23 protein-coding genes are annotated in these 25815 nt (G+C 28.6%); 14 read left to right on the top strand and 9 right to left on the bottom strand.

Features of this window, described 5'->3' with window-relative positions:
- Nucleotide 1 precedes the first annotated feature (1 nt).
- From AVBRAN_RS07575 to recG, 5 genes are read left to right on the top strand one after another with little or no spacing between them, the layout of a single operon-like run.
- Nucleotides 2-484: a hypothetical protein gene (locus tag AVBRAN_RS07575; RefSeq protein WP_214118144.1), complete on the top strand. Its 483-nt coding sequence runs from the start codon at nt 2-4 to the stop codon at nt 482-484.
- 1 nt (nt 485) lies between these two features.
- Nucleotides 486-1301: a fumarylacetoacetate hydrolase family protein gene (locus AVBRAN_RS07570; protein WP_214118142.1), complete on the top strand. Its 816-nt coding sequence runs from the start codon at nt 486-488 to the stop codon at nt 1299-1301.
- 7 nt (nt 1302-1308) lie between these two features.
- Complete coding sequence (locus AVBRAN_RS07565; RefSeq protein ID WP_214118140.1) at nt 1309-2463, top strand: dehypoxanthine futalosine cyclase; 1155 nt, start codon at nt 1309-1311, stop codon at nt 2461-2463.
- Nucleotides 2456-3586, top strand: coding sequence for an insulinase family protein (locus AVBRAN_RS07560; protein ID WP_239802963.1), 1131 nt, complete (start codon nt 2456-2458; stop codon nt 3584-3586). The genes AVBRAN_RS07565 and AVBRAN_RS07560 overlap by 8 nt, the downstream gene beginning before the upstream one ends.
- The gene (gene recG, locus AVBRAN_RS07555; protein WP_239802962.1) at nt 3579-5378 is read left to right on the top strand and encodes an ATP-dependent DNA helicase RecG; all 1800 of its coding nucleotides are present in this window, start codon (nt 3579-3581) and stop codon (nt 5376-5378) included. Before AVBRAN_RS07560 ends, recG begins: the two co-directional genes overlap by 8 nt.
- On the opposite strand, the gene thrB is transcribed toward recG, so the two are convergent.
- The 7 genes from thrB to AVBRAN_RS07520 are packed head-to-tail and all read right to left on the bottom strand — an operon-like array spanning nt 5375 to nt 10515.
- Nucleotides 5375-6253 (bottom strand): homoserine kinase, encoded by an 879-nt coding sequence (gene thrB, locus AVBRAN_RS07550; RefSeq protein ID WP_239803730.1) that lies wholly within the window; start codon nt 6251-6253, stop codon nt 5375-5377. The genes recG and thrB overlap by 4 nt on opposite strands.
- Before the next feature lie 20 nt (nt 6254-6273).
- Complete coding sequence (locus AVBRAN_RS07545; RefSeq protein ID WP_214119905.1) at nt 6274-6690, bottom strand: tRNA threonylcarbamoyladenosine biosynthesis protein TsaB; 417 nt, start codon at nt 6688-6690, stop codon at nt 6274-6276.
- Between the two features lie 8 nt (nt 6691-6698).
- Nucleotides 6699-7592, bottom strand: a complete 894-nt coding sequence (gene lpxC / locus AVBRAN_RS07540; protein WP_214119904.1) for a UDP-3-O-acyl-N-acetylglucosamine deacetylase — start codon at nt 7590-7592, stop codon at nt 6699-6701.
- Between the two features lie 9 nt (nt 7593-7601).
- Entirely contained in the window at nt 7602-8978 is a 1377-nt protein-coding gene (locus AVBRAN_RS07535; RefSeq protein WP_214118130.1) for a M23 family metallopeptidase, read from the bottom strand.
- 9 nt (nt 8979-8987) lie between these two features.
- Nucleotides 8988-9785 (bottom strand): hypothetical protein, encoded by a 798-nt coding sequence (locus AVBRAN_RS07530; protein WP_239802961.1) that lies wholly within the window; start codon nt 9783-9785, stop codon nt 8988-8990.
- Nucleotides 9785-10087 (bottom strand): flagellar motor switch protein FliN, encoded by a 303-nt coding sequence (gene fliN / locus AVBRAN_RS07525; protein WP_214118125.1) that lies wholly within the window; start codon nt 10085-10087, stop codon nt 9785-9787. Before fliN ends, AVBRAN_RS07530 begins: the two co-directional genes overlap by 1 nt.
- Nucleotides 10087-10515 (bottom strand): chemotaxis protein CheX, encoded by a 429-nt coding sequence (locus tag AVBRAN_RS07520; RefSeq protein ID WP_214118123.1) that lies wholly within the window; start codon nt 10513-10515, stop codon nt 10087-10089. Before AVBRAN_RS07520 ends, fliN begins: the two co-directional genes overlap by 1 nt.
- Before the next feature lie 85 nt (nt 10516-10600).
- On the opposite strand from AVBRAN_RS07520, the gene AVBRAN_RS07515 reads away from it, so the two are divergent.
- The 9 genes from AVBRAN_RS07515 (at nt 10601) to AVBRAN_RS07475 (ending at nt 23227) form a co-directional block, all read left to right on the top strand.
- Entirely contained in the window at nt 10601-11383 is a 783-nt protein-coding gene (locus AVBRAN_RS07515) for a sulfite exporter TauE/SafE family protein (protein WP_214118121.1), read from the top strand.
- On the top strand, nt 11376-14174 hold the full coding sequence (gene uvrA / locus AVBRAN_RS07510; protein WP_239802960.1) for an excinuclease ABC subunit UvrA: 2799 nt from the start codon (nt 11376-11378) through the stop codon (nt 14172-14174). Before AVBRAN_RS07515 ends, uvrA begins: the two co-directional genes overlap by 8 nt.
- Complete coding sequence (locus tag AVBRAN_RS07505; RefSeq protein WP_239802959.1) at nt 14171-15322, top strand: amidohydrolase; 1152 nt, start codon at nt 14171-14173, stop codon at nt 15320-15322. Before uvrA ends, AVBRAN_RS07505 begins: the two co-directional genes overlap by 4 nt.
- Nucleotides 15323-15438: 116 nt before the next feature.
- A complete protein-coding gene (locus tag AVBRAN_RS07500; protein ID WP_239802958.1) occupies nt 15439-17199 on the top strand; it encodes a DUF285 domain-containing protein in 1761 nt (586 codons plus the stop codon).
- Entirely contained in the window at nt 17193-17591 is a 399-nt protein-coding gene (locus tag AVBRAN_RS07495; RefSeq protein WP_239802957.1) for a DNA translocase FtsK, read from the top strand. Before AVBRAN_RS07500 ends, AVBRAN_RS07495 begins: the two co-directional genes overlap by 7 nt.
- A 2-nt stretch (nt 17592-17593) precedes the next feature.
- Complete coding sequence (locus tag AVBRAN_RS07490; RefSeq protein WP_239802956.1) at nt 17594-18928, top strand: DUF262 domain-containing protein; 1335 nt, start codon at nt 17594-17596, stop codon at nt 18926-18928.
- Nucleotides 18915-20828 (top strand): DUF262 domain-containing protein, encoded by a 1914-nt coding sequence (locus tag AVBRAN_RS07485; RefSeq protein ID WP_239802955.1) that lies wholly within the window; start codon nt 18915-18917, stop codon nt 20826-20828. Before AVBRAN_RS07490 ends, AVBRAN_RS07485 begins: the two co-directional genes overlap by 14 nt.
- 213 nt (nt 20829-21041) lie before the next feature.
- The gene (locus tag AVBRAN_RS07480) at nt 21042-21932 is read left to right on the top strand and encodes a DUF285 domain-containing protein (protein WP_239802954.1); all 891 of its coding nucleotides are present in this window, start codon (nt 21042-21044) and stop codon (nt 21930-21932) included.
- A complete protein-coding gene (locus AVBRAN_RS07475; protein WP_239802953.1) occupies nt 21929-23227 on the top strand; it encodes a DUF285 domain-containing protein in 1299 nt (432 codons plus the stop codon). Before AVBRAN_RS07480 ends, AVBRAN_RS07475 begins: the two co-directional genes overlap by 4 nt.
- Before the next feature lie 255 nt (nt 23228-23482).
- Here AVBRAN_RS07475 and tilS read toward each other — a convergent pair whose 3' ends face one another.
- Together tilS and rimO are read right to left on the bottom strand one after the other, a co-directional pair.
- On the bottom strand, nt 23483-24481 hold the full coding sequence (gene tilS / locus AVBRAN_RS07470; RefSeq protein WP_239802952.1) for a tRNA lysidine(34) synthetase TilS: 999 nt from the start codon (nt 24479-24481) through the stop codon (nt 23483-23485).
- On the bottom strand, nt 24471-25784 hold the full coding sequence (gene rimO / locus AVBRAN_RS07465; RefSeq protein ID WP_239802951.1) for a 30S ribosomal protein S12 methylthiotransferase RimO: 1314 nt from the start codon (nt 25782-25784) through the stop codon (nt 24471-24473). Before rimO ends, tilS begins: the two co-directional genes overlap by 11 nt.
- Nucleotides 25785-25815: the final 31 nt, after the last annotated feature.

Here is a 25815-nt window from a genome sequence, read left to right as displayed (position 1 = left end):
AATGAAAGAATTACTAATTAATAAGCTTTTTAAATTCTCAAATGAGCCTGTAAAATTTTTAGATTTAATAGAAGCAAATAGTCTTTATAATGAAGGAATGTTAATTGACCCAGCGAAATTACATTTTAAGTTTAATTATTTTAATACTTATTTTATATATTTTATATTGTGTTTAATCGTGCTTACTCCATTAACTATTGCTACTCATTTTTTATTTGAAAAAATTGACTTTCATTTTAGTTTAATTAGTGCTGTATTTGTAACTTCTGCTATTTTTATATGTTTTGATATTTTTAAGATTTATACAAGAAAAATAGCAAGTCTTAGACAAATAAAAGCAGCGTGGCAAATACATTTATCGCATTTTGAATATGAAAAATACAACGCAATTGTTGTTGAAATTTATAATAAAGCAAATGAACTTAGCATACCTAAGACTAAATTAGAGCAATATATTTTAGAAAATCTAGTAAAAAGGGGTTAGTATGAAATTGATTAGATTTATGAAAGATAATGTAGTTTATCATGGGAATTTAGGCGATAATAATAAGGTGGGTTATTTTAAAAATTATTCTTCTTATTTTGATAGATTAGAATTGATTGAAGATGCTTTTATGCTTAGCGAAGTTAAGTTATTATCTCCAATCAAATCTCCTTATCAAGATATTATATGCTTAGGGATAAATTATTTAGAACACGCAAAAGAAAGCTATAAATTTAAAGGAATTGAGTTTGATGGCAAAAGAGAAGAAGCTGTTTATTTTGCAAAAAGAGTAAATGAGTTTTCTAATCCATTTGATATTTTAGATATTAGTGGCGAAAAATTAGACTATGAATGCGAACTTGCATTTATACTTAGAAAAGACGCTTATAAATTAGATGATACAAGTGATTTTGATGATTATATTTTAGGATATACCATTTTAAATGATATTAGCGATAGGGCAATTCAAAACAAACATAAGCAATGGTATATGGGAAAAAGTTTAGCTAATTCTTGCCCGTTTGGTAGTTTTATAAATACAAGTCTTAGTATAAAAGAAGCAAGTAATTTAAAAATAGAATGTTTTGTAAATGATGAATTAAGACAAAGTTCTAATACTAATTTATTAATTTTTGATATTCCTTATATCTTAAAAGAATTATCAAATTACACCTGTTTAAAGGCTGGAACTATCATTAGCACAGGCACTCCAAGTGGTGTTGGAATGGGCTTTAATCCACCTAAATTTTTAAAAAGTGGCGATAAGATTGAATGTAGAATAGAGCGTCTTGGCTCATTAATAAATTATATAAAGTAAGGACAATATGAACGCAGCATTATTAAGTAAAAAAATAAATACAAATTATAAAACTTCAGCATTTAATATCCATAAAGATTGGGAAAATCCTTATGCACCAAAAGGAATAGTCCCAAGAATTACTAAAGAACAAGCACTTAATTTATTAAGAAATTCTGATTTAGCTACTTTAGGTCAGATTGCTTATGCAGTAAAAAATAAGCTTCATCCAAGCAAACTTACTACTTTTGTAGTAGATAGAAATATTAATTACACAAATATTTGTTTAGTTGATTGTAAATTCTGTGCTTTTTATCGCCACGCAAAGGATAGTGATAGTTATATTTTAACATACGAACAAATTGGACAAAAGATTGAAGAATTATTAGCAATTGGTGGCACTCAAATATTATTTCAAGGCGGGGTTCATCCAAAGCTTGATATTACTTGGTATGAAGATTTATTAAGATATATAAGCACAAATTATCCTAGCATTACAATTCACGGCTTTAGTGCGGTTGAGATTGAATATATTGCAAAAATTAGCAAAATTAGCACTAAAGAAGTCTTAAAAAGAATGAGCGATTGTGGGTTGTTTTCTATCCCTGGAGCAGGTGCGGAGATTTTAAGCGATAGAGTAAGAGATATGGTAGCACCTAGTAAATGCGATACTGCTACTTGGTTAAGAATTCATAAAGAAGCTCACGAATTAGGCTTACTTAGTAGTGCAACGATGATGTTTGGGCATGTTGAAAGCGATGAAGAAATAATTGAGCATTTAGACTATTTAAGAAATCTTCAAGATATAACAGGTGGCTTTAGAGCATTTATTTTATGGAGTTTTCAAGGTAAAAACACTAGATTAAAGGCTGAAAATCCACATTTAATGAATGCAAGTTCTAATAGATATTTAAGATTATTAGCAATTTCTAGAATATATTTAGATAATTTTGCAAACATTCAAAGCTCTTGGGTTACTCAAGGAAGTGCAGTAGGGCAACTCGCATTAAAATTTGGCGCAAATGACTTAGGCTCGACTATGATGGAAGAAAATGTTGTTGCAGCTGCAGGTGCAAAATATAGAATGAATGAACAGCAAATGATAGAATTAATCCGTGATTTAGGTGAAAATCCAGCTAAAAGAGATACAGCATATAATATTTTGGAATACTACAATGAATAATTTTGTGCATTTAAAAACTAATGATGATTTAGTATATATTAGTATTAGCTATCCTAATTATGGAAGGATTTTTTATAATGCTAATGCTATGGCAGCTGAGTTTTTTTACAATGAGAGTTTAGATGATGAGTTTTATATAAAATTAGAGCAAAGTGCAATTAATATTAGTGCAAGTGCTAATTATTTTGATTTTACATTTGATATAGTTTGTCTTAAAAAAGAGCTTGATAATTGCTTAAATGCTTTTAATAATATGCTTTTAAATACCAAAATTACTAATTTTGAATTAATCAAAAACAAAATAAAAAATTATTTTTTAATCCATATTCAAGATTACGATAATTTAGCAAAGATGAAATTATATGAGAATTATTTTAAAAATGATTTTAAGAATGATAAATTTGGCGATTTTGAAGTTTTAGATGAAAAAGAATTTAAAAACTATATTTTAAACCTTAAAAATCAAGCAAATAAGATAGTAATTAGTGCAAATTTAGATGATATTAGTAAAGTTAAAAAACTTTTAAACAATAAGCAAAGTTCTTATGAAAAATTAAAAACAAATGAGAGTTTTTATAAAGAAGAAAGCAAAGAAATATCACAAGCTTTTGTTAGGTTTATAAGCAGTGTAGAGATTAAAAGCATTTATGAAAGAGCTATTATAAGTCTTGCTATTTATGTTTTAGGCGGTGGATTTGGCTCAAGAATTACAGAAGAAATCAGAGTAAAAAGGGGCTTAGCTTATTCGGCTTTTGCGTTTTTAGTAGCGTTTAAGAAAAATTATCTTATTTCAGGGTATTTGCAAACAAAAAATGAAAGCAAAAAAGAAGCTATAAAAATAGTTCAAGAAGAGTTTAAAAAATTAGTAGAATTTGGAATAAGCGAAGATGAGTTTAAAAAGGCTAAAGATTTTTTAGTAGGTAGTGAGATTTTAAAATACTCAACCACTCAAAATCGTCATAGCATTGCAAGTAGCGAGTGTTTTAGTGATTTAAAACAAGGAGAATTAAGAGAAATTACAAAGATAATTAAAGATTTAGAGCTTAAAACTTGTAATGATTTTTTAAAAAATCAAAAAAGTATTACCGAGCTTAGTTTTTATGTAATAGGTAATAATGAATAAGGATTTAGAAAAATTATCTTGTAAAGATATAGTTGAATTAGCTCTTTTAATGCCTAAAAAATTTGATGATTTAAGATTAAATAATGAGCCTATATTAAATGAGCTAAATTGCACAAAAGTTATAATAAAATCTAAAAAACAACTACCAGGCAAAAGGCTTAGTATAATTGCGTATTCATATAATTGGGAGTGTGAATGCACTATTACTATATTTAATCTAAGACCTTTTCATAATGCACTTTTTGCTATAAATAAAGAGCTAATTATTTATGGGAAATTAGGCGATTTTGCAGGGCTTTTGCAATTTATTAATCCAAAAATCATTAAAGATAGTGGAGAAATCACTGCTAATTATTTGATAAAAGGTGTAAGTGATAAAGAGATTTGTAAGATAAAAAATAAATATTTAACTTATGAAGCTTTAAAAGAATTTAATTTATTAGATGAGCATATAAAATTGCTATTAATTATGAAAGAAAATAGCCAAGAAGCAATGAAATTGCTTAATTCAAAAGAATTAAACGAATGCTTAAAATTTGTTGAAATTTATCATCACATAAAAAGACTTAACGAAACTTATAAAAACGATATTTTATACAAAAAAATTAAAACTTTTGATATAAACAAATGGCTAAAATCTCTACCTTTTAAGCCGACAAGCGACCAGATAAATGCGATAAATGATATTAAAAATGACCTTGAAAGTATTCATCATAAAATTAGAATAGTAATGGGAGATGTTGGTTGTGGAAAAAGCTTAGTGATTTTTGCAGCAGCGCTTATGTGCTATCCTAAAAAAGTGGTTTTAATGGCACCAACAAGCGTTTTAGCCCAACAACTTTATAATGAAGCTAAAAGACTTTTGCCAGGGTTTTTAAAGATATTGCATTTTGTATCTAGCAAGACTAAATTAATGCAAGATGAATTAAAAGAAGCAAATTTTGTAATAGGCACTCACGCACTTTTGTGGGCTAGTTTAGATGATGCTACTTTAGTTATGGTTGATGAGCAACAACGATTTGGGGCTAAGCAAAGAATGAAGCTTAAAGATTTAGCTACAAATGATAAAGAAAATCCGCATTATATAGAGTTTTCAGCTACGCCAATACCAAGGACAACTGCATTAATTCATAGTGATATTTACAGCTATTCTTTCATAAAAGAACTACCATTTAAAAAAGAAATAGAAACAAAACTAATCACAATAGCAAATAGCAATGAATTATTTAATCACATAAAAAGTGAAAATAAACAAAATCATCAAGCAATAATAGTCTATCCTTTAATAGAAGAAAGTAAAAGCTCATCTTATAAACCACTTGAGAGTGTTATTAGCTTTTATGAGAAGAATTTTGATAAAGTTTATTACACTCACGGCAAGGATAAAGAAAAGGATAATATATTATTGCAATTTGCTGAAAATGGAAATGTATTACTAAGCACTACTATCGTAGAAGTTGGAATTTCACTGCCAAGATTAAGTATAATTGTAATCGTTGCACCCGAGCGATACGGCTTATCTACACTTCATCAACTTCGTGGAAGAGTAGGAAGAAATGGGGTTAAGAGCTATTGTTATTTGCTTAGCAAGTTTGAATTTAGTGATAGATTGATTAAATTTGCTAATACCTTAGATGGATTTAAAATAGCCGAAATTGACTTAGAAAACCGAAAAAGCGGGGATTTAATAGATGGAGATGTTCAGCACGGAATTAGCTTTAAGTATTTTGATGAGGTTTTAGATAAGGATATTTTATATAAAGCTAAGGAATATTTAAATAAGCAAAATTAGCTTATTATTATTCCTTGATTATTGAAATTAAGCTCTAATACTTTCATATTAGGAAAATTATTTTCTAGTATGGTTTTTAGTTTGTTTGCATCATCTTTATAACATAGATTAAAAAAAGTTGAACCAGAACCACTTAAATTACTCATTAATGCACCATTTTTACGAGCTAATTCACGCACTTTAAATAATTCAGGAACAGCTTTCATTCTACGATTTTCGTGAAGCTTGTCAAAACTTGCAATCTTTAACATTTCATAATTTTTACTCATAAAAGCTGCAGTTGTAAGTGAGCTTCTGCTTATATTAAAGCTAGTATCAGCAAGGCTTAAATGCTTAGGTAAAGCCGAACGACTAACATTTGTTGAGATTTGTTTATTTGGGATACAAACTACTGCTTTAACATCACTAGAAATATCAGTTTTTATATATTTTACATTATCTTTATCAACTACCGAACAAACAAATCCACCAAGTGCTGCAGGGCTAATATTATCAGGATGATTTTCGTATATTAAGGCATTGTTTAATATAGTATTTTTATTAACTTCAAGTCCTGCTAGATAATAAGCACTAGCAATTGCTCCTACAATTATAGAGCTAGAACTACCCAATCCACGACTTAAAGGAATATTATTTATGAAATTAAAGCTAAATAAGTCTTTTTTACCAGTTAGCTTTATGTAAGTTTCATTAAAAATGGTAATAAATAAATTATGTTTTTTAAGATAAGGATTATCTTCACCTTCACCCTTAATAGATATTTTAAAAAAATTATTTCTTTTAATTATTGTTTCATTATAAAAGTCTAAAGCAAGTCCTAGACAATCAAATCCAGCACCTAAATTCGCACTAGTAGCGGGTGATTTTAAACATATTTCGTTTCTCATTTATATTCCTAAATAGCAGGTAAAAAATAATTTGGCAAATTACTTTCTAAGAATTTGAAATTATACTCATTTGGTATAAAAAACTCATCTTTAAAATTATCATTTTTAATTAATTTGATTTTATCATCAGCAAGGGTAAAATATAAGTTGTTATTAGCTTTTATTAAGTTATTCTTTGTAAATGTAAAACCACTAATTGCTTTTAATGGTATGTTTTTAACAAGGGCAATTGTGCTTAAAAATACATAAACAATTTTTAAAGACATATATGAGCCTGGTCCATTAGCATAGGCTAATTCGCTAAAATTATATTTATTTAATAGCTCTTGCATAATTTTTGGCAAATCTTCACTGGTTTTATTTATGATTTTGATTTCTTCTTTTAACAAATTATTATCATCATATATTCCAATGAGATTTGCCATAGGCACTACTAAAAGTTTAATGTGAATGCCTTTAATAAATCTTTGTTTGTATCATCACTAAGAGTTACTAATTCATAAGAATTTGGATTGTTTAGCAATTCAAGAGTTAGTTTATGATTTAAATCATGGCTACTTGCGTAAGCTTTATAGTTAGCAAAAGTTGCTTTACCTAACATATATAAATCACCAATCGCATCAAGGATTTTATGTCTTACAAATTCATTGCTAAATCTTAATCCTTCAGGATTTAATATGCCATTATCATCTAAAACAACAGCGTTTTCTAAACTACCACCTAATGCTAATCCTTTTGATTTTAAATACTCAACATCTTTTAAAAACCCAAAAGTCCTAGCACTTGCAATTTCATTTATGAAATTTTGTTTATTAGCCTTGTAAATATAGTTTTGAGTATTAATTGATGGGTGCTTAAAGTTTATAGTAAAATCATAAGTAGGAGCATTTGTAGGACTAAGACTTGCAAATTTATCTCCTTCTTGAACTTTTATTTCTTTTTTAACAACAAATATTTGTTTTTTAGCGTCAAGTTGTTTAATACCTGCTTCATCAAGCATAGCACAAAAACCAGCCGCTGAACCATCTAAAACAGGTGCTTCATTTGCATCAATACTTATTAATAAATTATCAATTCCATAAGAGCTAACAGCACTCATTAAATGCTCAATTGTAGATATATAACCATCTTTATCTCCAATTACCGTAGCCATTTGAGTATTGATTACGCTTTTATAATTTGCTTCGTAAAATTTATTAATATCTGTTCTATGAAATACCACTCCACTATTAGCACCTAGTGGGCTAAATTTTATCTTAATAGCACTACCTTTATGTAGTCCAATTCCAACATTTGTTACTTCTTTAGCTATTGTAGTTTGTAACATTTTTTTCCCTTATTTTTTGTTTATAACTTCTTTTGCTTTTTTGATAATTCCAAATATATTATCATTAAGCCACTTAGTATCCATCCACTCTTCTGGTCTTACCTCAACACCTTGAACCAAAACACCAAAATGTAAATGATCCCCTAATGCTAAACCACTTGTTCCTGTATTAGCTATAGTGCTTTTAGCATTAACTATATCGCCAATTTCTACATTTTTTTTAGTGCAGTGTCCATATAAAGTATAAAGACCTAAACCATGATCAATTATTAAATTTAATCCATAAATTCCATTATCTTGTGCGAAAACTATTTTACCATCATTTCCTAACACAATAGGTGCCATTTTTGTACTTGCTAAATCAAGTCCCATATGATAGCTCTCACTAATTTGATTTCCATTATATTTGTAATATCTATGGTCACCAAAATCTGCAACTTTCATACCATTTTTTAGTGGTAAAAACGCATTTAGCTTAAAATCAGTTACTAATTCATTGCTTACTACTTGTGTAACTTTATGAATTAATTTTTCATTTTCTTGTCTTAATTTCGCATTCACAAAGTCAAATATTAAAGCTCTATCGCTTAAAGAATTATCAGAATTTGCTTCATACAAATCTCTAATTTTACCATCAATGAAAGCGTCTCCTACTTCAATATGTGAAACTCTATATTTTTTATTTGAGTAATAATATGGAATTCTTTCTTTAATTATATTATTTGCTTTATCTTTTGCAACAATTCTAGCTTCAAATTCATCTCCATCTCTTAAGTCCCAAGCAATTAAAGCTATGTAATAATCATCTTTCATAAAAGGAGCAACTTTGAAAATTCTATTATTAACTTCTATATATAAATCAGTTAGATTATCATCTTGTGCGTAAAATACAACGCTAGCAGCACCACCTTGAGTTATATTATATGAATTAGCTATTACGCTTACTTGAGGTTTTTTATTATCTACTATAACATTAATTATTTTTTCGCTTACATTTCCACCAAACCAATTCCACAAACTTTTATCATTAGCTTTAATATATATTGTGTATTTATCTAATTTTTCATTAAATTTTGGTTTTGGAAGGTCTAATTCAACATTAAATTCTTTACCATTTAAAGTTTTATTTATTAATATATTTTTTGTTTCTTCGTTATCTTTACTAAATTCAACTTTTAAATTTTTTAGTCCTAAATTATCTTCAACTTTTAAATTTATTTTATCTCTAGCATTCCAATAAATTGTATCTTCTTGGTTGTTGTCTAAAGAAATATTAGGAGCAATTCTTTCAAAAGTATTTGAAAAAGCAATAAAACTTGCCAATACAACAACTATAATTATTGAAAAAAATATTGTTATTTTTGTTTTTTTATTTCTATTTCTCATTTTAACTCCTTATATTTTACTTATTTTTTCTTTATATGAATTAAGAGCATTTTGCTTTATCATATTTTGTAATTTCTGTTTGTTTTCTTCAAAATAACTTTCAAAATTCTCTTCAGTTTGATTAGGTGCATCAAGCCAAATATTTGTATTTCCTATTATTAATTTGTATCTTGAATTTTCATAATCAATAACTATGAATTTGTTATCTTTATCAAGTTGTTTTTCGCAAATTACTACGGCTTGATTTTCATTAATATTTAAAAAACTAGCAACTTTTTGCTTAGAATTTAAATTAGATATTTTTCCTTTTTTTGCAAGTTGTCTTTTTACAAATATTAATACTAAAACTAATATTGCTAAAACACCTATCATTGAATACAATTTACTATCTATATTATTATCTTCTGCATATTTTATTTCATTATTTTGCACTTGGTTTGTGGTTTTTGGCATAACTCTAATTCTAAGCCCAAAACCATCATCTTTTGTAAGTGCAGGAATGACATTTATTTTTTCTTTTGTTTTAAATTCTAAAACCGTGCTTTCGCCTAATGGATACATTAATAATTGTTCTACGTAAGGCATATTTAATATTTGAGAATTTCTTTCAGAAATTTTAACATTATTTAATACTACGCCTACATAATCGCTTCCACTTAATATTCTAATATCTCCATCTTTTGCGTTATATGGAGAATCAAAGCTTAGCATAACATCAATCCTATCATCTCTTTTATAAATATTATAATTTATGATATTGTTCGCAAAAAGATTTAAACTAATTAGTAGTAAGATTATTTTTTTCATCACAACTCTTTTTTAAAATATTGAATAACGGTTTTTGAGCTTAGTATTTCATTGATACGAATTGCTAAATTTCTTTCATAAACCATTACTTCGCCTTTACCAAAAATTCTATTATTTACATAAAGTTCTACACTCTCACCTGCTGGTTTTTCTAAATCAATAACAGAGCCAATTCCAAGTTCTAAAAATTCTCTAACGCTAAGTTGTGTAGTTCCTAACTCACTTATAAAATCTACGCTAACATCTAGCAATTCTTCATAAGTTGCATTTAGAATTCTAGTAGGTTGCTCTTGTGTTTGCATTATTTTTTCTTCTCTACTATACCAACGCAAAAGGTATTATTTTCTAGTTTATAAAAAAACTCGTGAGTAAAGCCTAATTTAAAATCACTTACCCTTCCTAAATATTCAGGCACACTAATTGAATAATCATCATAAGCATCAGCTAATAATCTTTTTGCATAACCTATGATTTGATTTGCTACTTCTTTGCATAAATCACAATAATCATCTTCACTCATCTTATCATCATCGCCTAATAATCTTGAAGCAAGAGCTTGTAAGCTTTCTTTTTTAAATATTAAATAACAAAATAATTCTTTTACATTATCTCCTAAACAAATACTAGCACCATAATATTCAGCTTCATCTAAAGAATTTGTGGTTTCTAATTTACTTCTTAAAATATGTTTAAAAAAATGTTTAACTGAATAATCAATTGTATCAAGCATTAATCTTTCCTTAAATAAGTTTTAATTATTATAAGAAAGAAAAGTGTAAGCTAAGTTAATTAAGATTACGCCTTAGGAGTTTTTTATGATAGAAGAATACACATTACTTACTTATATTATTTTTATTTTAGATGGGCTTTTAGTTGGTTTTACTGCAGGGCTTTTTGCAATAGGTGGTGGGACTGCTGTTGTGCCTATTATGACAACTTTTGTTGGGTATTCACCTAAGATTGCTGTTGGAATTAGCGTTATGCAAATGGTTTTTTCATCTTTTTATAATTCATATTTAAATTATAAAAAAGGCACATTGCAAGTAAAAAATGCTTTATATCCTGCTTTAGGTGGTTTAGTTGGTGGTTTTAGCGTTGGTTTTATTATGAAATTTGCAAGTAATTTAATGATTGCTTATATTATTTGTTTTTTAATTATTTGGGCTATTGTTAAACTTTATTTTACTCCTGCAAATCCAATTGAGCCTGAAAAGAATTCAAAATTATTACAATTTTTCGTAGGTTTAATAATAGGTGCAATTGCTACAAGTGGTGGGATAGGTGGTGGAGCATTACTCACGCCTGCTTTAGTTGCAATTTGTAATTTTAATATTAAAAAAGCTGCTTCATTTAGTGGTCTTTTTGTAGCTTTTGCTGGAAGTGCTGCTTTTGTTTCTATGGCAATTACAAATCATGTTGATTATACTGCTGGTGCAATAATTGCTATTTCAAGTTTGCCTGGAGTTTGGGTTGGTAATTGGCTGTTTCATAAAATTAGCAATAATACGCAAAAAAAACTTTTCATAGGATTTTTATTGTTTGTATTGACTTTATCAATAATAGAAGTTCTAAAACAACACGGAGTATTTAATGAATAATGAAATTCAAGTTATAAACGCAAGTGAAAATAACTTAAAAAATATAAGCCTAACACTACCTAAAAATAAATTAATAGTTTTTACAGGGCTTAGTGGTAGTGGAAAATCTACTTTAGCTTTTGATACGCTTTATGCAGAAGGACAACGCCGTTATATAGAAAGTCTTAGTGCTTATGCTAGGCAATTTTTAGATAAATTTAGAAAACCAAATGTAGAAAAAATAGAAGGCTTAACCCCTGCTATTGCAATTGATCAAAAATCAACTAGCAAAAACCCACGCTCAACCGTTGGAACAATTACTGAAATATATGATTATTTAAGACTTTTGTATTCAAAAATTGGAGTTCAGCATTGTCATAAATGTGGAGAAAAAATCAATAAAATGGATACAGAAGATATAATAAACGAAATGGCAAAATTTAGCGAAAAGGCAATGATTTTAGCTCCTTTAGTTAAAGAAAAAAAAGGCACATTCGCACCACTTCTTGAAAGCCTAAAAGCTCAAGGTTTTATAAATATTTTAATAAACGGCACACTAACACGACTAGATGAGCCAATAGAATTAGCTAAAACTAAAAAGCATACTATTAAATTAGTAGTTGATAGGCTAAGAATTAGTGATGATAATAAAAGTCGTTTAGCTCAAGCTGTTGAAAAAGCTTTAAGTTTAAGTTATGGTGAGTGTGAGTTAGAATTATTAGAAAGTAATAAAAATATTCATTATTCGCTTCATAATGCTTGTTTTAAATGCAAAATTTCATTTAATAAACTTGAGCCTTTAAGCTTTTCATTTAATAGCCCTAAAGGAGCTTGTTCTTTATGTGATGGTTTAGGCATTAGAATGAGTATTGACCAAGAAAAAATTATAAATTATGAAAGAAGTATAGAAGATGGTGCAGTTCGCACTATGATGGGCTTTAATAAAAGTTATTATTCAAAGTTACTTTTAGCATTTTGTGAAGCAGAAAAAATCCCTACAAATAAGCCTTATGAAGAATTAAGTGAATATCAAAAAAAGCTTATTTTATACGGAAGTGCTACGGAATTTAGCTTTTTATGGAATAAACATAATATCAAAAAAACTTTTGATGGAGCTATTAAGATAAGTTATGAAATCTTAAAAGATGATAAAGATTTTAACGAATACATAACAGAAAAAACCTGCCCATCTTGTAAAGGCTTTAGACTAAACGAGCAAAGCTTAGCTGTGTTAGTAAATGGTAAAAGCATAGCAGAAGTTATTAGCATACCTATTGAAGAGATTTGCGAATTTTTTAAAATAGAGAATTTTAATAATTTAAATAAGCAAGATTATGAAATATCTTATCCTATTATTAAAGAAATTAATGAAAGATTATTTTTCTTAAATGATGTTGGCTTGGGGTATTTAACACTAGGTAGAGATGCAAGGACAATTAGTGGTGGAGAAGCTCAAAGAATTAGGATTGCTTCTCAAATTGGAAGTGGATTAAGCGGAGTTTTATATGTATTAGATGAGCCTAGCATAGGTCTTCATGAAAGAGATACGCAAAAACTAATAAATACCCTAAAAAGCTTGCAGGCTAAAGGAAATACTCTAATAGTAGTAGAACACGATAGAAAGACAATTGAGAGTGCTGATGTAATCGTTGAGATTGGACCTAGGGCTGGAACTAGCGGTGGGGAGATTATCTTTAATGGCACTTATAAAGAATTGCTTAAAAGCAAATGCGAAACTGCATTGTATATAAATCGTAAAAAAGACATAGACCTTTATAAGGCTAGAAAGAGTGATGAATATTTAGAATTAAGCGGAATTAATCAAAACAATATAAAGGATTTAAGTGTGAAATTCCCACTTAGGAATTTAGTTTGTGTAACAGGAGTAAGCGGTAGTGGTAAAAGCTCATTAATGTTGCATTCACTTTTACCAATTGCAAGAGCAAATCTAAATAGAGCAAAAGCAGTAATTAATGATATTACATATAAAGGTCTTGATAAATTAGACAAAGTAATTTTCCTAGATCAAAGTCCAATAGGAAAAACTCCAAGAAGCAATCCAGCAACATATACAGGGCTTATGGATGAGATTAGGAATTTATTTGCTAATGTTCCTGAAGCACAGATTAGAGGATATAAAATTGGTCGCTTTAGCTTCAATGTTGCAGGTGGAAGGTGTGAAAAATGTAGCGGAGAAGGTGAGCTTAAAATCTCTATGCACTTTTTACCTGATGTAAATATTACCTGTGATGCTTGTGGGGGTAGAAGATACAATCATCAAACACTAGAGATTAAATATAAAGACAAAAATATAGCTGATGTTTTAGAAATGAGTGTAGCAGAAGCTTATGAGTTTTTTGCAAAACACCCTAAGATTAAGCAAAAATTAAAGACCTTAATGGATGTAGGGCTTGATTATATAACCTTAGGTCAAAACGCTACAACCTTAAGTGGTGGGGAAGCTCAAAGGATAAAAATATCTAAAGAATTAAGTAGAAGTGATACAGGAAATACACTTTATTTACTTGATGAACCAACTACGGGGCTTCATTTTGCAGATACACAAAAATTAGTAAAAGTATTGCAGCATTTAGTAGATGCTGGAAATAGTGTTTTTGTAATTGAGCATAATTTGGATTTAATCAAAAACGCTGATTATATTATAGATATGGGTCCTGAAGGCGGTTTTAGGGGTGGTAAGATAATTGCAACAGGTAATCCATTAGAACTTGCTAAAAAATATGCTGATAAAAGCTATACAGCGAAGTTTTTAGCACAAGAATTTAAAGAAATGAAAAAGGAGTTAAAATGATAGAAGAGATTAAAAAACTCTCAAGCGAGTTTATAGAGATTAGAAAATGTATTCACGAAAATCCTGAACTAGGATTAAAAGAATTTAAAACAGCAAAGTTAGTTGCGAACAAATTAAGAGAATTTGGCATAGAAGTTTATGAAAATGTAGGCGTAACAGGAGTTGTTGGGGTTTTAAAGAAAGGTAATTCAAATAAAAGCATAGCTTTAAGAGCTGATATGGATGCACTTGTAATAAACGAAGCTAGTGGAGTAAGCTATGCTTCTAAGAACGAAGGTTTAATGCACGCTTGTGGGCATGATGGACATACGGCGAGTTTATTATTAGCGGCTAAATATTTAAGTAAGAGTGAATTTGATGGCACTATTAATTTTGTCTTTCAACCTGCTGAAGAAGGTAGAGGCGGTGCTAAAGCTATGATTGATGATAATTTATTTACTAGATTTAAAAGTGATTTTATATTTGGTTATCACAATATCCCAAGTAAAACTAATAAATTATTTTGTCTTAAGCGCGGGGCTATGATGGCAGGAGCTGACGCACTTAGGGTAAATATTAGTGGAGTTGGTGGGCATGGTAGTGCTCCTGAAAAAGCTAGTGATATAATGGGTGCGATGGCTCATTTTATAACCCAAGCGGGATTTATAACTGCTAGAAATATAGCAGCTAAAAATCAAGCTGTTATAACATTTGGAGCAGCTCTAAGTGGAAATGAAACTAGCTTTAATATCTTACAAGATAAGGCATTATTACTTGCTAATATTAGAACCTTTAATAATGATGATAGAAATACGATAATAGAGCAATTAAACAATATTGCTAAATCTTGCGAGCTGCTTTTTAAGGTAAAAGTTGAGCTTGAATTTATTCAAATAGGAGCAGCTACAATTAATGATGATGAAGCGCAAAAATTAGCTTTTGGTGTAGCTTGTGAATTATTTGGAGAGCAAAATTGTGATGAATTTCACGAGCCATTAATGGGTAGCGAAGATTTTTCTTTTATGCTAGAGCATTGCAAAGGTGCTTATGCCTTTATTTTAAATAAGAATGATTATTATCTACACGACCCTAGATATATTTATGATGATGATACTTTAGTTAATGCCGCTGCATTTTATTCAGGAGTATGTTTAAAATATTTAAAATAATTTCATTTAGGAATTTTATAAATTAAAATTCCTAAAATTTTTTTTAAAAAATTCTATATGGACATAATCAGGACTACTTTTATGATATAACTTCATAAAATATTTAAGGAGTTAGCATGAAAAAGTATTTTCCTAAGGACAAAGCTGAATTATCAAGACTAGTTCAAAATCCAAAAATAGATTTAAAGCTAATTGATACAAGCGTGATTACCGATATGAGCTATCTTTTTAAAGACAGCAAAAGAGCTGATTTAGCTGATATAAACCACTGGGATTTTAGCAATGTTTTAAGTGTTAAAGCTATGTTTGAAAACGCCATCTTGACAAATGAAATTTGTCTAAATACTAGCAAATGCAAGGATTTTTCTTATATTTTCAATCAAACAAATCTAGCTTTAGATGGCATGGGTAAAATCACTACTAAAATCAGCCTTGATATGAAAAGTTGTGAGGAGTTTAGGTTTTTTATGGTTGGGGTGGATATGGATTATGATAATTTAGAGCTTAAAAACCTAAATCTAAAAAAGCTTAGCGAAAGTCCATTTTTTGATATCTATCGTCATAGCCATAAATCATACAAAGATTTTTTACTTCGCCACGCAAACATTAGAAAAAACGGCGAAAAATATCAGCCTAAAAACAGATTTGAGTTAAAGCTTTTGGTGTTTTGCATAGATGATTTAAGCCTTATTGATACTTCTAGGATAATTAATTTGAGTTTTGTTTTTGATGGTAGCACTAGGAGTGATTTTAGTGGCTTAAAATCTTGGGAGTTAAGACAAGTTAGAGATACTTCATATATGTTTAATAACGCCATAAATCTAAAAAGCCTTCCTAAGCTAGTATTTAGCAAGCTTAAAAGTGCTGAAGGTATGTTTCACGGGTGCAAAAACCTTGCAAGCCTTGATATGAATATCACAAAAAAGCCACATTGTTTTTCAAATTATCTAAGAAACACTAAAAGAATGTTTAAAAACTGCACTAATTTAAGGTATATAAATAAGCTTGATTTAAAAGGCGTTGAGAATGCTGATGAAATGTTTATGGGTTGTCTTAGTCTAAAACATCCTAGAGTTATATTTTCTAGCGATTTATATTCTTTAAGAGATATTCATACAAACTCAAGCGTGGTTTTTACTGAGCCACTAATTAGACGTAATACAGAATGCAAGATCGCAAAAACTAGTTCTTATAAGTTTATAGATGTGGTTTATGATAGGGGGATTTTTGATGTTTATGAAGAGTTATGTGACACAAATGATAAGATTTATAGAGCTTGGGTGGTAAATCGTCGGAACGCTAGAAGTTTTATAAGATATGGTAAGGATACATTATTTAAAGATGAGCTTTATGACTATGCAAAGAAGCTTTTACATAAAGGTGGCTTGATAGACGCAAGGTATCTAAGCCTTAAACTTAAAATTGATATAGCTAGAGCAAATACCATCCTTCATCATTTAGAGTATAAAAACTTTTTAGATATAAAGGCTAGAAAAATACTAAAAAAGATAACAAATCTTAGCCCAAGGGGTGATGGGATTTTGCATATCATAAGTGCTAATAAATATGATTTTGTTTGTAAGGGTGATAGTAGGGTGCTTGAAGAGATTTTTTATAATGATGAGTATTGCGATGAGTTTTATGAGCAAATTTGTAAATATAAGACTTTAAAGATTAGTGAGTATAAAAAGTTTTATAAGTTTGAGCCTAAAAATGTCGTAGCGGTAAGGCTTCACAGGGATTTTAGCGGTGATGAATATAGGGAATTTTTGGGCTATTATGGAGGAGGTAGTATCCCATCAAAATTAACTTTTGAGATTTATACAGATTCAAGAGCAAAAGATGAAATGATAGTTTTTAAGGAGATGAAATGCTAAAAAAGGTAAAAGAACTTTATAAACAAAAGCCTAGCATAGCATATGTGCAAAGAGAATTAGGCATAGGTTACAACACTGCAAGAAGGCTAATAGAAAGCATAAAAGATGAAATGACTAGTAAAGAAGAGTGCCAATCAACAAACGAAATTATAAGCTTTTTAGATGAGATTTGTAAGGTTTGTAAGGATGGTGGCAAAGTTAGGATATATAAGAGTTTTGATGAGATACAAGGCTTTAGCACCCCAACGATATTACATATCATACACAATGATGATTTAGGAATGTTTGAACTCTTAGAATTCCAAGAAAGGTTGCAAGATGATAAAATATATTACAATACCCATTATGATCCTAAAAGTGATTTAAAGATAATAGCGATTAGCAAGGAGTAAATATGAATGAGATTAAAAGTGGGATTAAATTTAATCTAAGCGATAAAAATCCAGTAGGTTCTAATGTCGCAAGTTTTAGTGCTTTGGCAAGTGAATTAGAGCTTAGCATACCTGATTATCAACGCCCTTATGTATGGGAGATAAAGCAAACAAGAATGCTTTTAAAAGATATTGAAAATAGTGAAAATGGAGCCTTGCTAGGCTCTATTATTTTGCATGAAACTAAACGAGATGATGAGATAATTTATGAAGTGATAGACGGACAGCAAAGGCTAACTACGATTAAGCTTATTCTGATGGTGTTAAGTGAATATAAAATTGTTATGGAAAATCACAATGGATATAGTAACTACCTAAGTAATGTAAGCTTTTTTCATAAAATTTCTCAAGACAATATCAAGGCTAATTACGAGTATATTAAAAACTATTTAAGTAATGAAGATAAGGCTAAAGATTTTTTAGAAAATCTAGAAAAAACTCAATTTATAATAGTAGCTACAACAAAAGCCGATGATGCTTTTATCTTTTTTGACAATACCAACTCAAAAGGAAAAAAGCTAGAAAATTACGACCTTATAAAAGCCTTTCATTTACAAGCCATGCAAGAGCGTCATAAGGATTTGCAAAATGCTAATGCCAAATATTTTGAAAGTGTTATAAAAGCCGATAAAGACAATATCGATAGTTTTTTAAACCAAACATTAAATTTTACTAGAAAAATCATCAAGCAAGAGTATGAAAGAACCAAGTGGTGGAGTGATGATTTGATATTTGATGAGTTTTGTAAGGAGAATTTATCAGGACAAAGTTCGTGCGATTATGGGGTTATTAGCGATTTTGCAAACGGGGTTGAGTTTTTTGAATATTTTAGAAAATTCTATGAAATACTGAAAATTATAAGGCAAACAGATTTTTATCAAAAGCTAAATCATTTAGATGGGACAGGGTATTTACAAAACGCATTGTGTATGTGTATTGTAGTGTTTATGGATAGGTTTAAGAGTGGTAATTTTGATAAGATGATAAGATTTGCTACAAGGATTATTTATACAAATAGACTTGTTGGTAAAAGTGTGCGATGGGAAAGCACGATGGGTAGTAGCGAAAAAATCATAAGAGCTATATTTGTAAACAATTACGAGAGCAAGATTTATGAAGGTCTTGATGAGATAGCTAGGGAGTGTTATGCGTATGAGCAAGAAAAGATCGCAGAAAATCCAATCGATGGTGGAAAGCGTGGAGACTATAAAGAACTATGTAAAGATTATTTAGATGAAGAATTTAAAAAATATGGAATTTTAGGTCATTTTTTAGGAGAACAAAATGGAGCAAAATAAAACAACTTCGCAGATTTGTAATTTAGGCAAAATTTTATCAAACAATAAATTTAATAAAATATTTATAATCCCACCCTATCAAAGGCTTTATGCTTGGAAAGATGAGCAAATAAAAGCTCTTTTAGATGATTTTAGAACTTGCATAAATGATAATAACAAAGCTCATTTTATAGGAAATGTTGTAGTGGCTAACAACGAAGATAATTTTGAGCTTGTAGATGGTCAGCAAAGGCTTAGCACGATATTTTTCTTATGCGTATATATGTGTCGTGAAGATGGCAAAATGCAAAAAGCAGAAGGATATTTTGAAAAAGCTTATAAATTTGCTTTTGTAAATAGTGAAGACAATAACTCTAATAACCATAAATGCAGAATTCATATGCCTATTAGAGAAGATGATGAAAATGCCATTTGGAATTATGATTTTGATAAAACAAATGCAAATATTAGATTAGCTTTTAATTGTTTTGATGAGTCTTTAAAAAAAGCTGAGCTAAAAAGCTTTTGTGATTTTATCTTTACTAAAGTTGAGTTCAACCTAGTGATTTTAGGCGATCAAGTAGAACTAAATAAATATTTCGTAAGGATGAATAATACAGGCGTTCAGCTTGATGGCACAGACATTTTAAAGGCAAGATTATTAAAGCTAATAAGCGATAATGATAAAAGCCAAGTTACAGAATACGCTAGGATATTTGATGAATGTTCGCAGATGAATTATTTTTCAGATTTTGGTTTTGTAAATAATAGTAAAGACCCTAATACAACTCATCAGCCAACTATTGAAAATATAATTAAAAATCAACAATATTTACAAAATTATTCAAACAATGATAAAGATAGAGCCGAGTTTGAGAGTATAATTGATTTTCCTACCTTTATTTTACATGTTTTTAAGATTTTATCAAGGCAAGAATTAAAAGAAGAACCTAATAAAAAAATTTTCAAAGAAGAAACACAAATATCAATAAAAAAAGATAAATTCCTTGAAAACACTTGGGATAAATTAAATGATAAGTTGGATGAAGGGCAAGCAAAAACAATCATAGAAGCTTTACAAGATTACAGAATCATCTTCGATGCCTTTGTGATAAAGAAAAAGCTAATAAAAGATGAAGATAAAGCTTATTATGGATTTTATAATCACTCTGGAGATAAGTTAGATAGTGATAAAACAAGTCTTTATGATTTGGCAACCATTCAAAACTATCTAAGGGTAGCAAGGCGTGGAGATAATGCCAATTACCATCATTTTTTAACGCATTACTTAGAATTTTGTAAAAACGAAATTGTGAAAAAAGAAAAAATAACTAGAGAAGAATGTTTGGATAATTTAAAAGATAGTGTTAATACAGATAATCTTAGAAAATATCTAAAAAACATTGATGATTTCTTGGCTTGCAAAACGATTGGTGGTGCTTCAAATTTAATTGAAGCTTTAGATGATTTTATAAATCAAGCATGCACAAATAAAGACATAAATTTTGATTTTTTAAATAAAGGCACAAATACCCCGCATTATTGGTTTTATCGTTTGGAGTATTATTTGTTAATTAGCAATTATTCAAATAATAATGAAAGCTATCGTTTTAGATATGTTAATTCAGTAGAACATGTTTTAGCACAAAATGATTTAGAAGATTTAAGTAAAGATGAAGAAAATAAAAAAGTGCTTAATAATTTTGGAAACCTAGCTCTAATAACAGACAGTGAAAACTCAACTTTTAGCAATAATGTATTTACTGAAAAGAAAAGAATATTTGACAATTATAAAAACAAAGATAAAAAAATAATCAGCTTAAAATTATTGGATGTATATGAAAAGAACAAAGAGTGGAAGAAAACACAAATTGAAGACCACCAAAAGGCAATGCTAGAAGTCTTACAAAAATCTTTTTAAAATACATAAAATAAATTCAAATGCACGAGATGAATTTATTTCGTGTATTTTAATCTAAATTAAATGATTTTACGAGAGTGAAAGTAAAAATTCCAAGACTAAATTTAAAATGAAATTCCGAATTTAAATTCCAAATATTTTCAAAATATTTTTATATGGACAGATTTTAGCATACGCTTATGGTATAACTACAATAAAATTAAAGGAGAAAAAATGCTAAAAATCATAAAAGAAACATATGGAGATAAATTAAACCAAGCATATACCAAAGAAGGCTTGTTTGTAGAAGAAAGCGTTGTTTTAAAGATTATTTGCAATATTCAGTTAAAAGATTTTATAAGTTGGGGTATAGGAGATACTTTTTATCATAATTTTGATGACATGCTTGAGAGTATAAAAAGCGGGGTATTAAAAATATATGATAATTACGACGCAATAAAATTAGAAAATGCTTGCATTATATGCACAGAACTTCCAGAGGATTATAGTTTTGCTAAATACGTCGAAGCAGTGGATGAATTGCAATGTAGATTAAAAGATGATGAAAGATGCTTTTTTGATCCTTGCTTGGGTAGTGATTTTAAAATATTAGTTTTAAGTCCAAAAGAGCCTTTAGTAAAACGTAAAATTTCTAACAAAAACACTCTAAAGCCAAGCACAAAAGAAGAATTAAAAGAACTAGTAAATGATGAGAGCATTTATCTAGGTGACATTGATACAAGCCTTATCGCTGATATGAGTGGGCTTTTTTATGATAGCAAAAGGACTGATTTTAGCGGGATAAATGATTGGGATACTAGTAATGTAGTAAATATGAGTTGTATGTTTTTGCGTTGTTATGGCTTTAATGAAGAGCTTAGTTTTGATACATCTTGTGTAGTTGATATGAGCTTTATGTTTGCTTGTTGTAATTTTAATAACAAACTTTCGTTTAATACTAGCAATGTAAGGGATATGAGAGGGATGTTTTTTATAAGTAATTTTAACCAAGAGCTAGATTTTAATACTAGCAATGTAGTAAATATGAATGCGATGTTTGCTGAATGCGAGAGTTTAGAAACTTTGCCTAAGTTTTATTTAGATTTTAAAGGAGAAAGAATATGAAAAAATACAAGCCAAGCACAAAAGAAGAATTAAAAGAATTAATCAAAGATGAAAGCATTTATCTAGGTGATATTGATACAAGTTTAATTACCGATATGAGTAGGCTTTTTGAAGACAGTAAAAGGACTGATTTTAGTGGTATAAACGAGTGGGATACTAGCAATGTAGTAAGCATGAAACAAATGTTTTTAAGATGCACTAATCTAAATGAAAAGCTTGAATTTAATACAAGTAAAGTAAAAGATATGGCAGCAATGTTTGCACGGTGCAGTAATTTTAATCAAGAGCTAAAATTTGATACAAAAAATGTAATCAGTATGGAGGGAATGTTTTATGGATGTGAAAAGCTAAATCAAGCGATTCGCTTTAATACTAGCAAAGTAGAAGATATGAATTATATGTTTTATAATTGTTATGAGTTTAATCAAGAGCTTGATTTTAATACAAGCAATGTGGAAAATATGAGTAAAATGTTTTATGGTTGTAAGAATTTCAATCAAGAACTTAATTTTGACACCAAAAATGTAATAGATATGAGTCAAATGTTTTCTTATTGTAAGAAATTTAATCAAGAGCTTAGTTTTGATACCAAAAATGTAATAGATATGAGTCAAATGTTTTCTTATTGTAAGAAATTTAATCAAGAGCTTAGTTTTGATACCAAAAATGTAAAAGAAATGAGCCAAATGTTTGTTAATTACGAGAATTTTAATCATTTGCTAGAGTTTGATACAAGTAGTGTAATGAATATGGAGTCTATGTTTTGGAATTGCAAAAGCTTTAATCAAGCTTTAAATTTTAATACTAGTAAGGTAAAAGATATGAGCTGTATGTTTATGGGCTGTGCTAGTTTTAATGAAAAGCTTAGTTTTGATACCAAAAATGTAGAAGATATGAATTGTATGTTTTATGATTGTAAAGAATTTAATCAAAAGCTTGATTTTAATACAAGCAATGTAAAAGATATGAGTGCTATGTTTGCGGGTTGTTCTAAATTTAATCAAGAGCTTGATTTTGACACAAAAAATGTAGTAAATATGAATGCGATGTTTGCTAAATGTTCTAGTTTTAATCAATATGTAGATTTTGATACAAAAAATGTAGTGGATATGAGCGAGATGTTTAAAGATTGCACGAGTTTTGATAAATTTATTAATTTATACACAAATAGTGTTGAGAATATGTATGAGATGTTTGATGGGTGTGAAAGTTTAAAAACCTTGCCTGATTTTTATTTAGAATACTATAAAAACTACGATGAAGATACTGATATTATATATTTTGATGAATATTAAGGGAATTTAAAACAGGAATTTCAATTTATTAAAAAAGATTTTATGAAAAAATATAATTTAAAAATAAAGAAGAGTTACTATAAAACAACAAATTTGCTTGAAGTAAATTAAATATTTTTTATTTATATTTTAAAAATGATTAAAATTGTAGTTATTGGTTTTAGTAAAAATTACTATAAAATCAGCAAATTAAGTATTAAATCATTATTTTAAATATTTAATCTTTACATAAAAAGAAATTCCTAAAATCAAATATCAATAATTATTATGAGTTGATTTTAGGTTTTTTGTAAGATTTATTAATTCATTTAGTTTTATATTATTTAACGCTAGGAAAAATCTAAGATTTTTTGGCACTTTTGCTAGTCTATAAGCGTCTTTTTGCTCTTTACTAAGCTTTGTAATAGCCTTTAAAAAAACCATAAAAAATCCTTTATAAAAGCAAACACAAACACAATCAGTCCTAAAATAAAGCTCGGCTTCGTTGTTTTTATTTAGCTGGTTTTTTAGCTCTAATTTTTGCTTTGATGAGCTTACAAAACCTAGTTTTTTAATAGCTTTATCTAAAGAATTTTCATCTTTACAAAAATAAATTCCTTTATAAACCAAGCTATCTTTACATATTTTACTCTTATCAAATTCTAAATATTTTAAAGTATTTCTTATGCCATTTGCGTAGTGTTTTATAAAATCATTTGCATAATTTAATCTAATTTCGTTTCTTTTATATTTGGTATTAAAATTACTTTCATCTTGAAAATATTCATAACTATTCTCATTTAAATACAGCATAATTTCATCTTTGCTAGTATTGATTAATGGGCGAATTATTTTGTAATTTTTCCTTGTATCAATCCCGTTAAAACCCAATAGATTGCATAATCCCGCACCTTTTGTAATTTGCATTAAAAACCACTCAAACCTATCATTTAAATTATGAGCTACTATTAAATTATCATAATCTTGCATTAATTCATCAAAAAAGTCATATCTATATTTTCTAGCATTGCTTTCAAAATTATTATTATCAAGATTTACTTTTTTAGTAAAGATTTTTTTATTATGAGCTTTTGCTAATTTTATAGCGCTTTGCTCTTCGTTATTTGAATTAATTCTAGTCTGATAATTCACAAGGCATAAATCAAACTCACAAAGTTCTAAAAGTGCATAAAAAAGTGCCGTGCTATCAGTCCCGTGTGAAAATGCTAAAAGGTTTTTTTTACCTTTTAGCTCTTCTAAATATTCAATTCTCATAGCGTCTAATTGCAGTTGCTATTAGTGTTTTTTCATGCACTTGAGTGATTTTACAAACTATTAAATCACCCACTTTTAGCTCTCCTATTTCACTTTCATTTATTAAGATTTCTCCATCTATATCTCTATCAAATAAAAGCGGCTTAGCACCTATAAAAAACTCGCCTTCGCTAGATTCTCCTAAACAACTTGCTATTATTTCTTGATTTAGCATTTTTTCAAAACTTGCATTGATTTTAGCGTCTACGATTTTTTCAATCTTTTTTAGCCTACTTTTAATAGTATTTGCATTGATTTGTTGCATTGAGTAAGCGGCGGTATCTTCTTCTTTTGAATAAGCAAATACGCTAATTCTATCAAAATCAAATTCTTTAATAAACTCGCATAAATCTTCAAAATCTTCTTCACTTTCTCCTGGGTGTCCTACGATAAAACCAGTTCTTAAAAAGCTATTAGGAGCTGCTCTCATTTGCTCTAAAAAGTTAATAGCCTTAGCCTTATCATAGCCACGCTTCATAATTTTTAATAATTTATCGCTTGAGTGTTGAAGTGGCATATCAAAATAATTCACAAATACTTTTGAATTAATTATTTTAGTAATTAAACTAGGCTTAATTGAGCTTGGATATAGGTATAAAATTCTAGCAGCCTTTATGCCTTCAATTTTTTCAATTTCTGAAATTAAATTCTCTAAACCATCGCTAATTTTTAAGTCTTTTAAATAAGAGCTTGTATCTTGAGCAATGAATGAAAAATCATAAAATCCCCTAGCAACTAAGCCTTTAACTTCAGCTACTACATCATCTATTGGGCGAGATTTTAACTTGCCTTTAAATGTAGGAATAGCACAAAAGCTACAGGTTTGATTGCAACCTTCAGCGATTTTTATATAAGCGTGAGTATTTGAGCCTGTTATTACTCTTTGAGTATTTGCGTCTTGTAAATATACAAAATCTCTAAATCTACTTTCACGACTTGCTATTAATTCATCAATTTTTGCATACTCGCTAACTCCTGCAAATAAATCAACTTCGGGCAATTCTTTAACCAATTCATCTTTGTATCTTTGCATTAAGCAGCCAGTTACTACTAAAATTGAGCCTTTTTTTCTAATTTCGTGTAGTTCTAAAATAGCATTAATACTTTCAATTTTTGCACTTTTTATAAAGCCACAAGTATTTACTATCAATACATCAGCTTCACTTGCTTCATTAGTAATTTCATATTCTTTTAAGCGACCTAGCATAATTTCACTATCAACTAAGTTTTTATTACAGCCTAAACTTTGTAAAAATAATTTCATTTAAATTCCTTTTAAAAAAGCTATTATCTTA

Source organism: Campylobacter sp. RM12651 (genome assembly GCF_022369475.1).
In the GTDB taxonomy this organism is placed as follows: Bacteria; Campylobacterota; Campylobacteria; order Campylobacterales; family Campylobacteraceae; genus Campylobacter_E.
Note: the sequence above shows the minus strand (reverse complement) of the source record. Positions and strands in the feature narration are given on the sequence as shown.

Coding starts and splice junctions, on each gene's coding strand:
- AVBRAN_RS07575 (WP_214118144.1), top strand. CDS start 2: ATGAAAGAATTACTAATTAATAAGCTTTTTAAATTCTCAAATGAGCCT.
- AVBRAN_RS07570 (WP_214118142.1), top strand. CDS start 486: ATGAAATTGATTAGATTTATGAAAGATAATGTAGTTTATCATGGGAAT.
- AVBRAN_RS07565 (WP_214118140.1), top strand. CDS start 1,309: ATGAACGCAGCATTATTAAGTAAAAAAATAAATACAAATTATAAAACT.
- AVBRAN_RS07560 (WP_239802963.1), top strand. CDS start 2,456: ATGAATAATTTTGTGCATTTAAAAACTAATGATGATTTAGTATATATT.
- recG (WP_239802962.1), top strand. CDS start 3,579: ATGAATAAGGATTTAGAAAAATTATCTTGTAAAGATATAGTTGAATTA.
- AVBRAN_RS07545 (WP_214119905.1), bottom strand. CDS start 6,690: ATGGCAAATCTCATTGGAATATATGATGATAATAATTTGTTAAAAGAA.
- lpxC (WP_214119904.1), bottom strand. CDS start 7,592: ATGTTACAAACTACAATAGCTAAAGAAGTAACAAATGTTGGAATTGGA.
- AVBRAN_RS07535 (WP_214118130.1), bottom strand. CDS start 8,978: ATGAGAAATAGAAATAAAAAAACAAAAATAACAATATTTTTTTCAATA.
- AVBRAN_RS07530 (WP_239802961.1), bottom strand. CDS start 9,785: ATGAAAAAAATAATCTTACTACTAATTAGTTTAAATCTTTTTGCGAAC.
- fliN (WP_214118125.1), bottom strand. CDS start 10,087: ATGCAAACACAAGAGCAACCTACTAGAATTCTAAATGCAACTTATGAA.
- AVBRAN_RS07520 (WP_214118123.1), bottom strand. CDS start 10,515: ATGCTTGATACAATTGATTATTCAGTTAAACATTTTTTTAAACATATT.
- AVBRAN_RS07515 (WP_214118121.1), top strand. CDS start 10,601: ATGATAGAAGAATACACATTACTTACTTATATTATTTTTATTTTAGAT.
- uvrA (WP_239802960.1), top strand. CDS start 11,376: ATGAATAATGAAATTCAAGTTATAAACGCAAGTGAAAATAACTTAAAA.
- AVBRAN_RS07505 (WP_239802959.1), top strand. CDS start 14,171: ATGATAGAAGAGATTAAAAAACTCTCAAGCGAGTTTATAGAGATTAGA.
- AVBRAN_RS07500 (WP_239802958.1), top strand. CDS start 15,439: ATGAAAAAGTATTTTCCTAAGGACAAAGCTGAATTATCAAGACTAGTT.
- AVBRAN_RS07495 (WP_239802957.1), top strand. CDS start 17,193: ATGCTAAAAAAGGTAAAAGAACTTTATAAACAAAAGCCTAGCATAGCA.
- AVBRAN_RS07490 (WP_239802956.1), top strand. CDS start 17,594: ATGAATGAGATTAAAAGTGGGATTAAATTTAATCTAAGCGATAAAAAT.
- AVBRAN_RS07485 (WP_239802955.1), top strand. CDS start 18,915: ATGGAGCAAAATAAAACAACTTCGCAGATTTGTAATTTAGGCAAAATT.
- AVBRAN_RS07480 (WP_239802954.1), top strand. CDS start 21,042: ATGCTAAAAATCATAAAAGAAACATATGGAGATAAATTAAACCAAGCA.
- AVBRAN_RS07475 (WP_239802953.1), top strand. CDS start 21,929: ATGAAAAAATACAAGCCAAGCACAAAAGAAGAATTAAAAGAATTAATC.
- tilS (WP_239802952.1), bottom strand. CDS start 24,481: ATGAGAATTGAATATTTAGAAGAGCTAAAAGGTAAAAAAAACCTTTTA.
- rimO (WP_239802951.1), bottom strand. CDS start 25,784: ATGAAATTATTTTTACAAAGTTTAGGCTGTAATAAAAACTTAGTTGAT.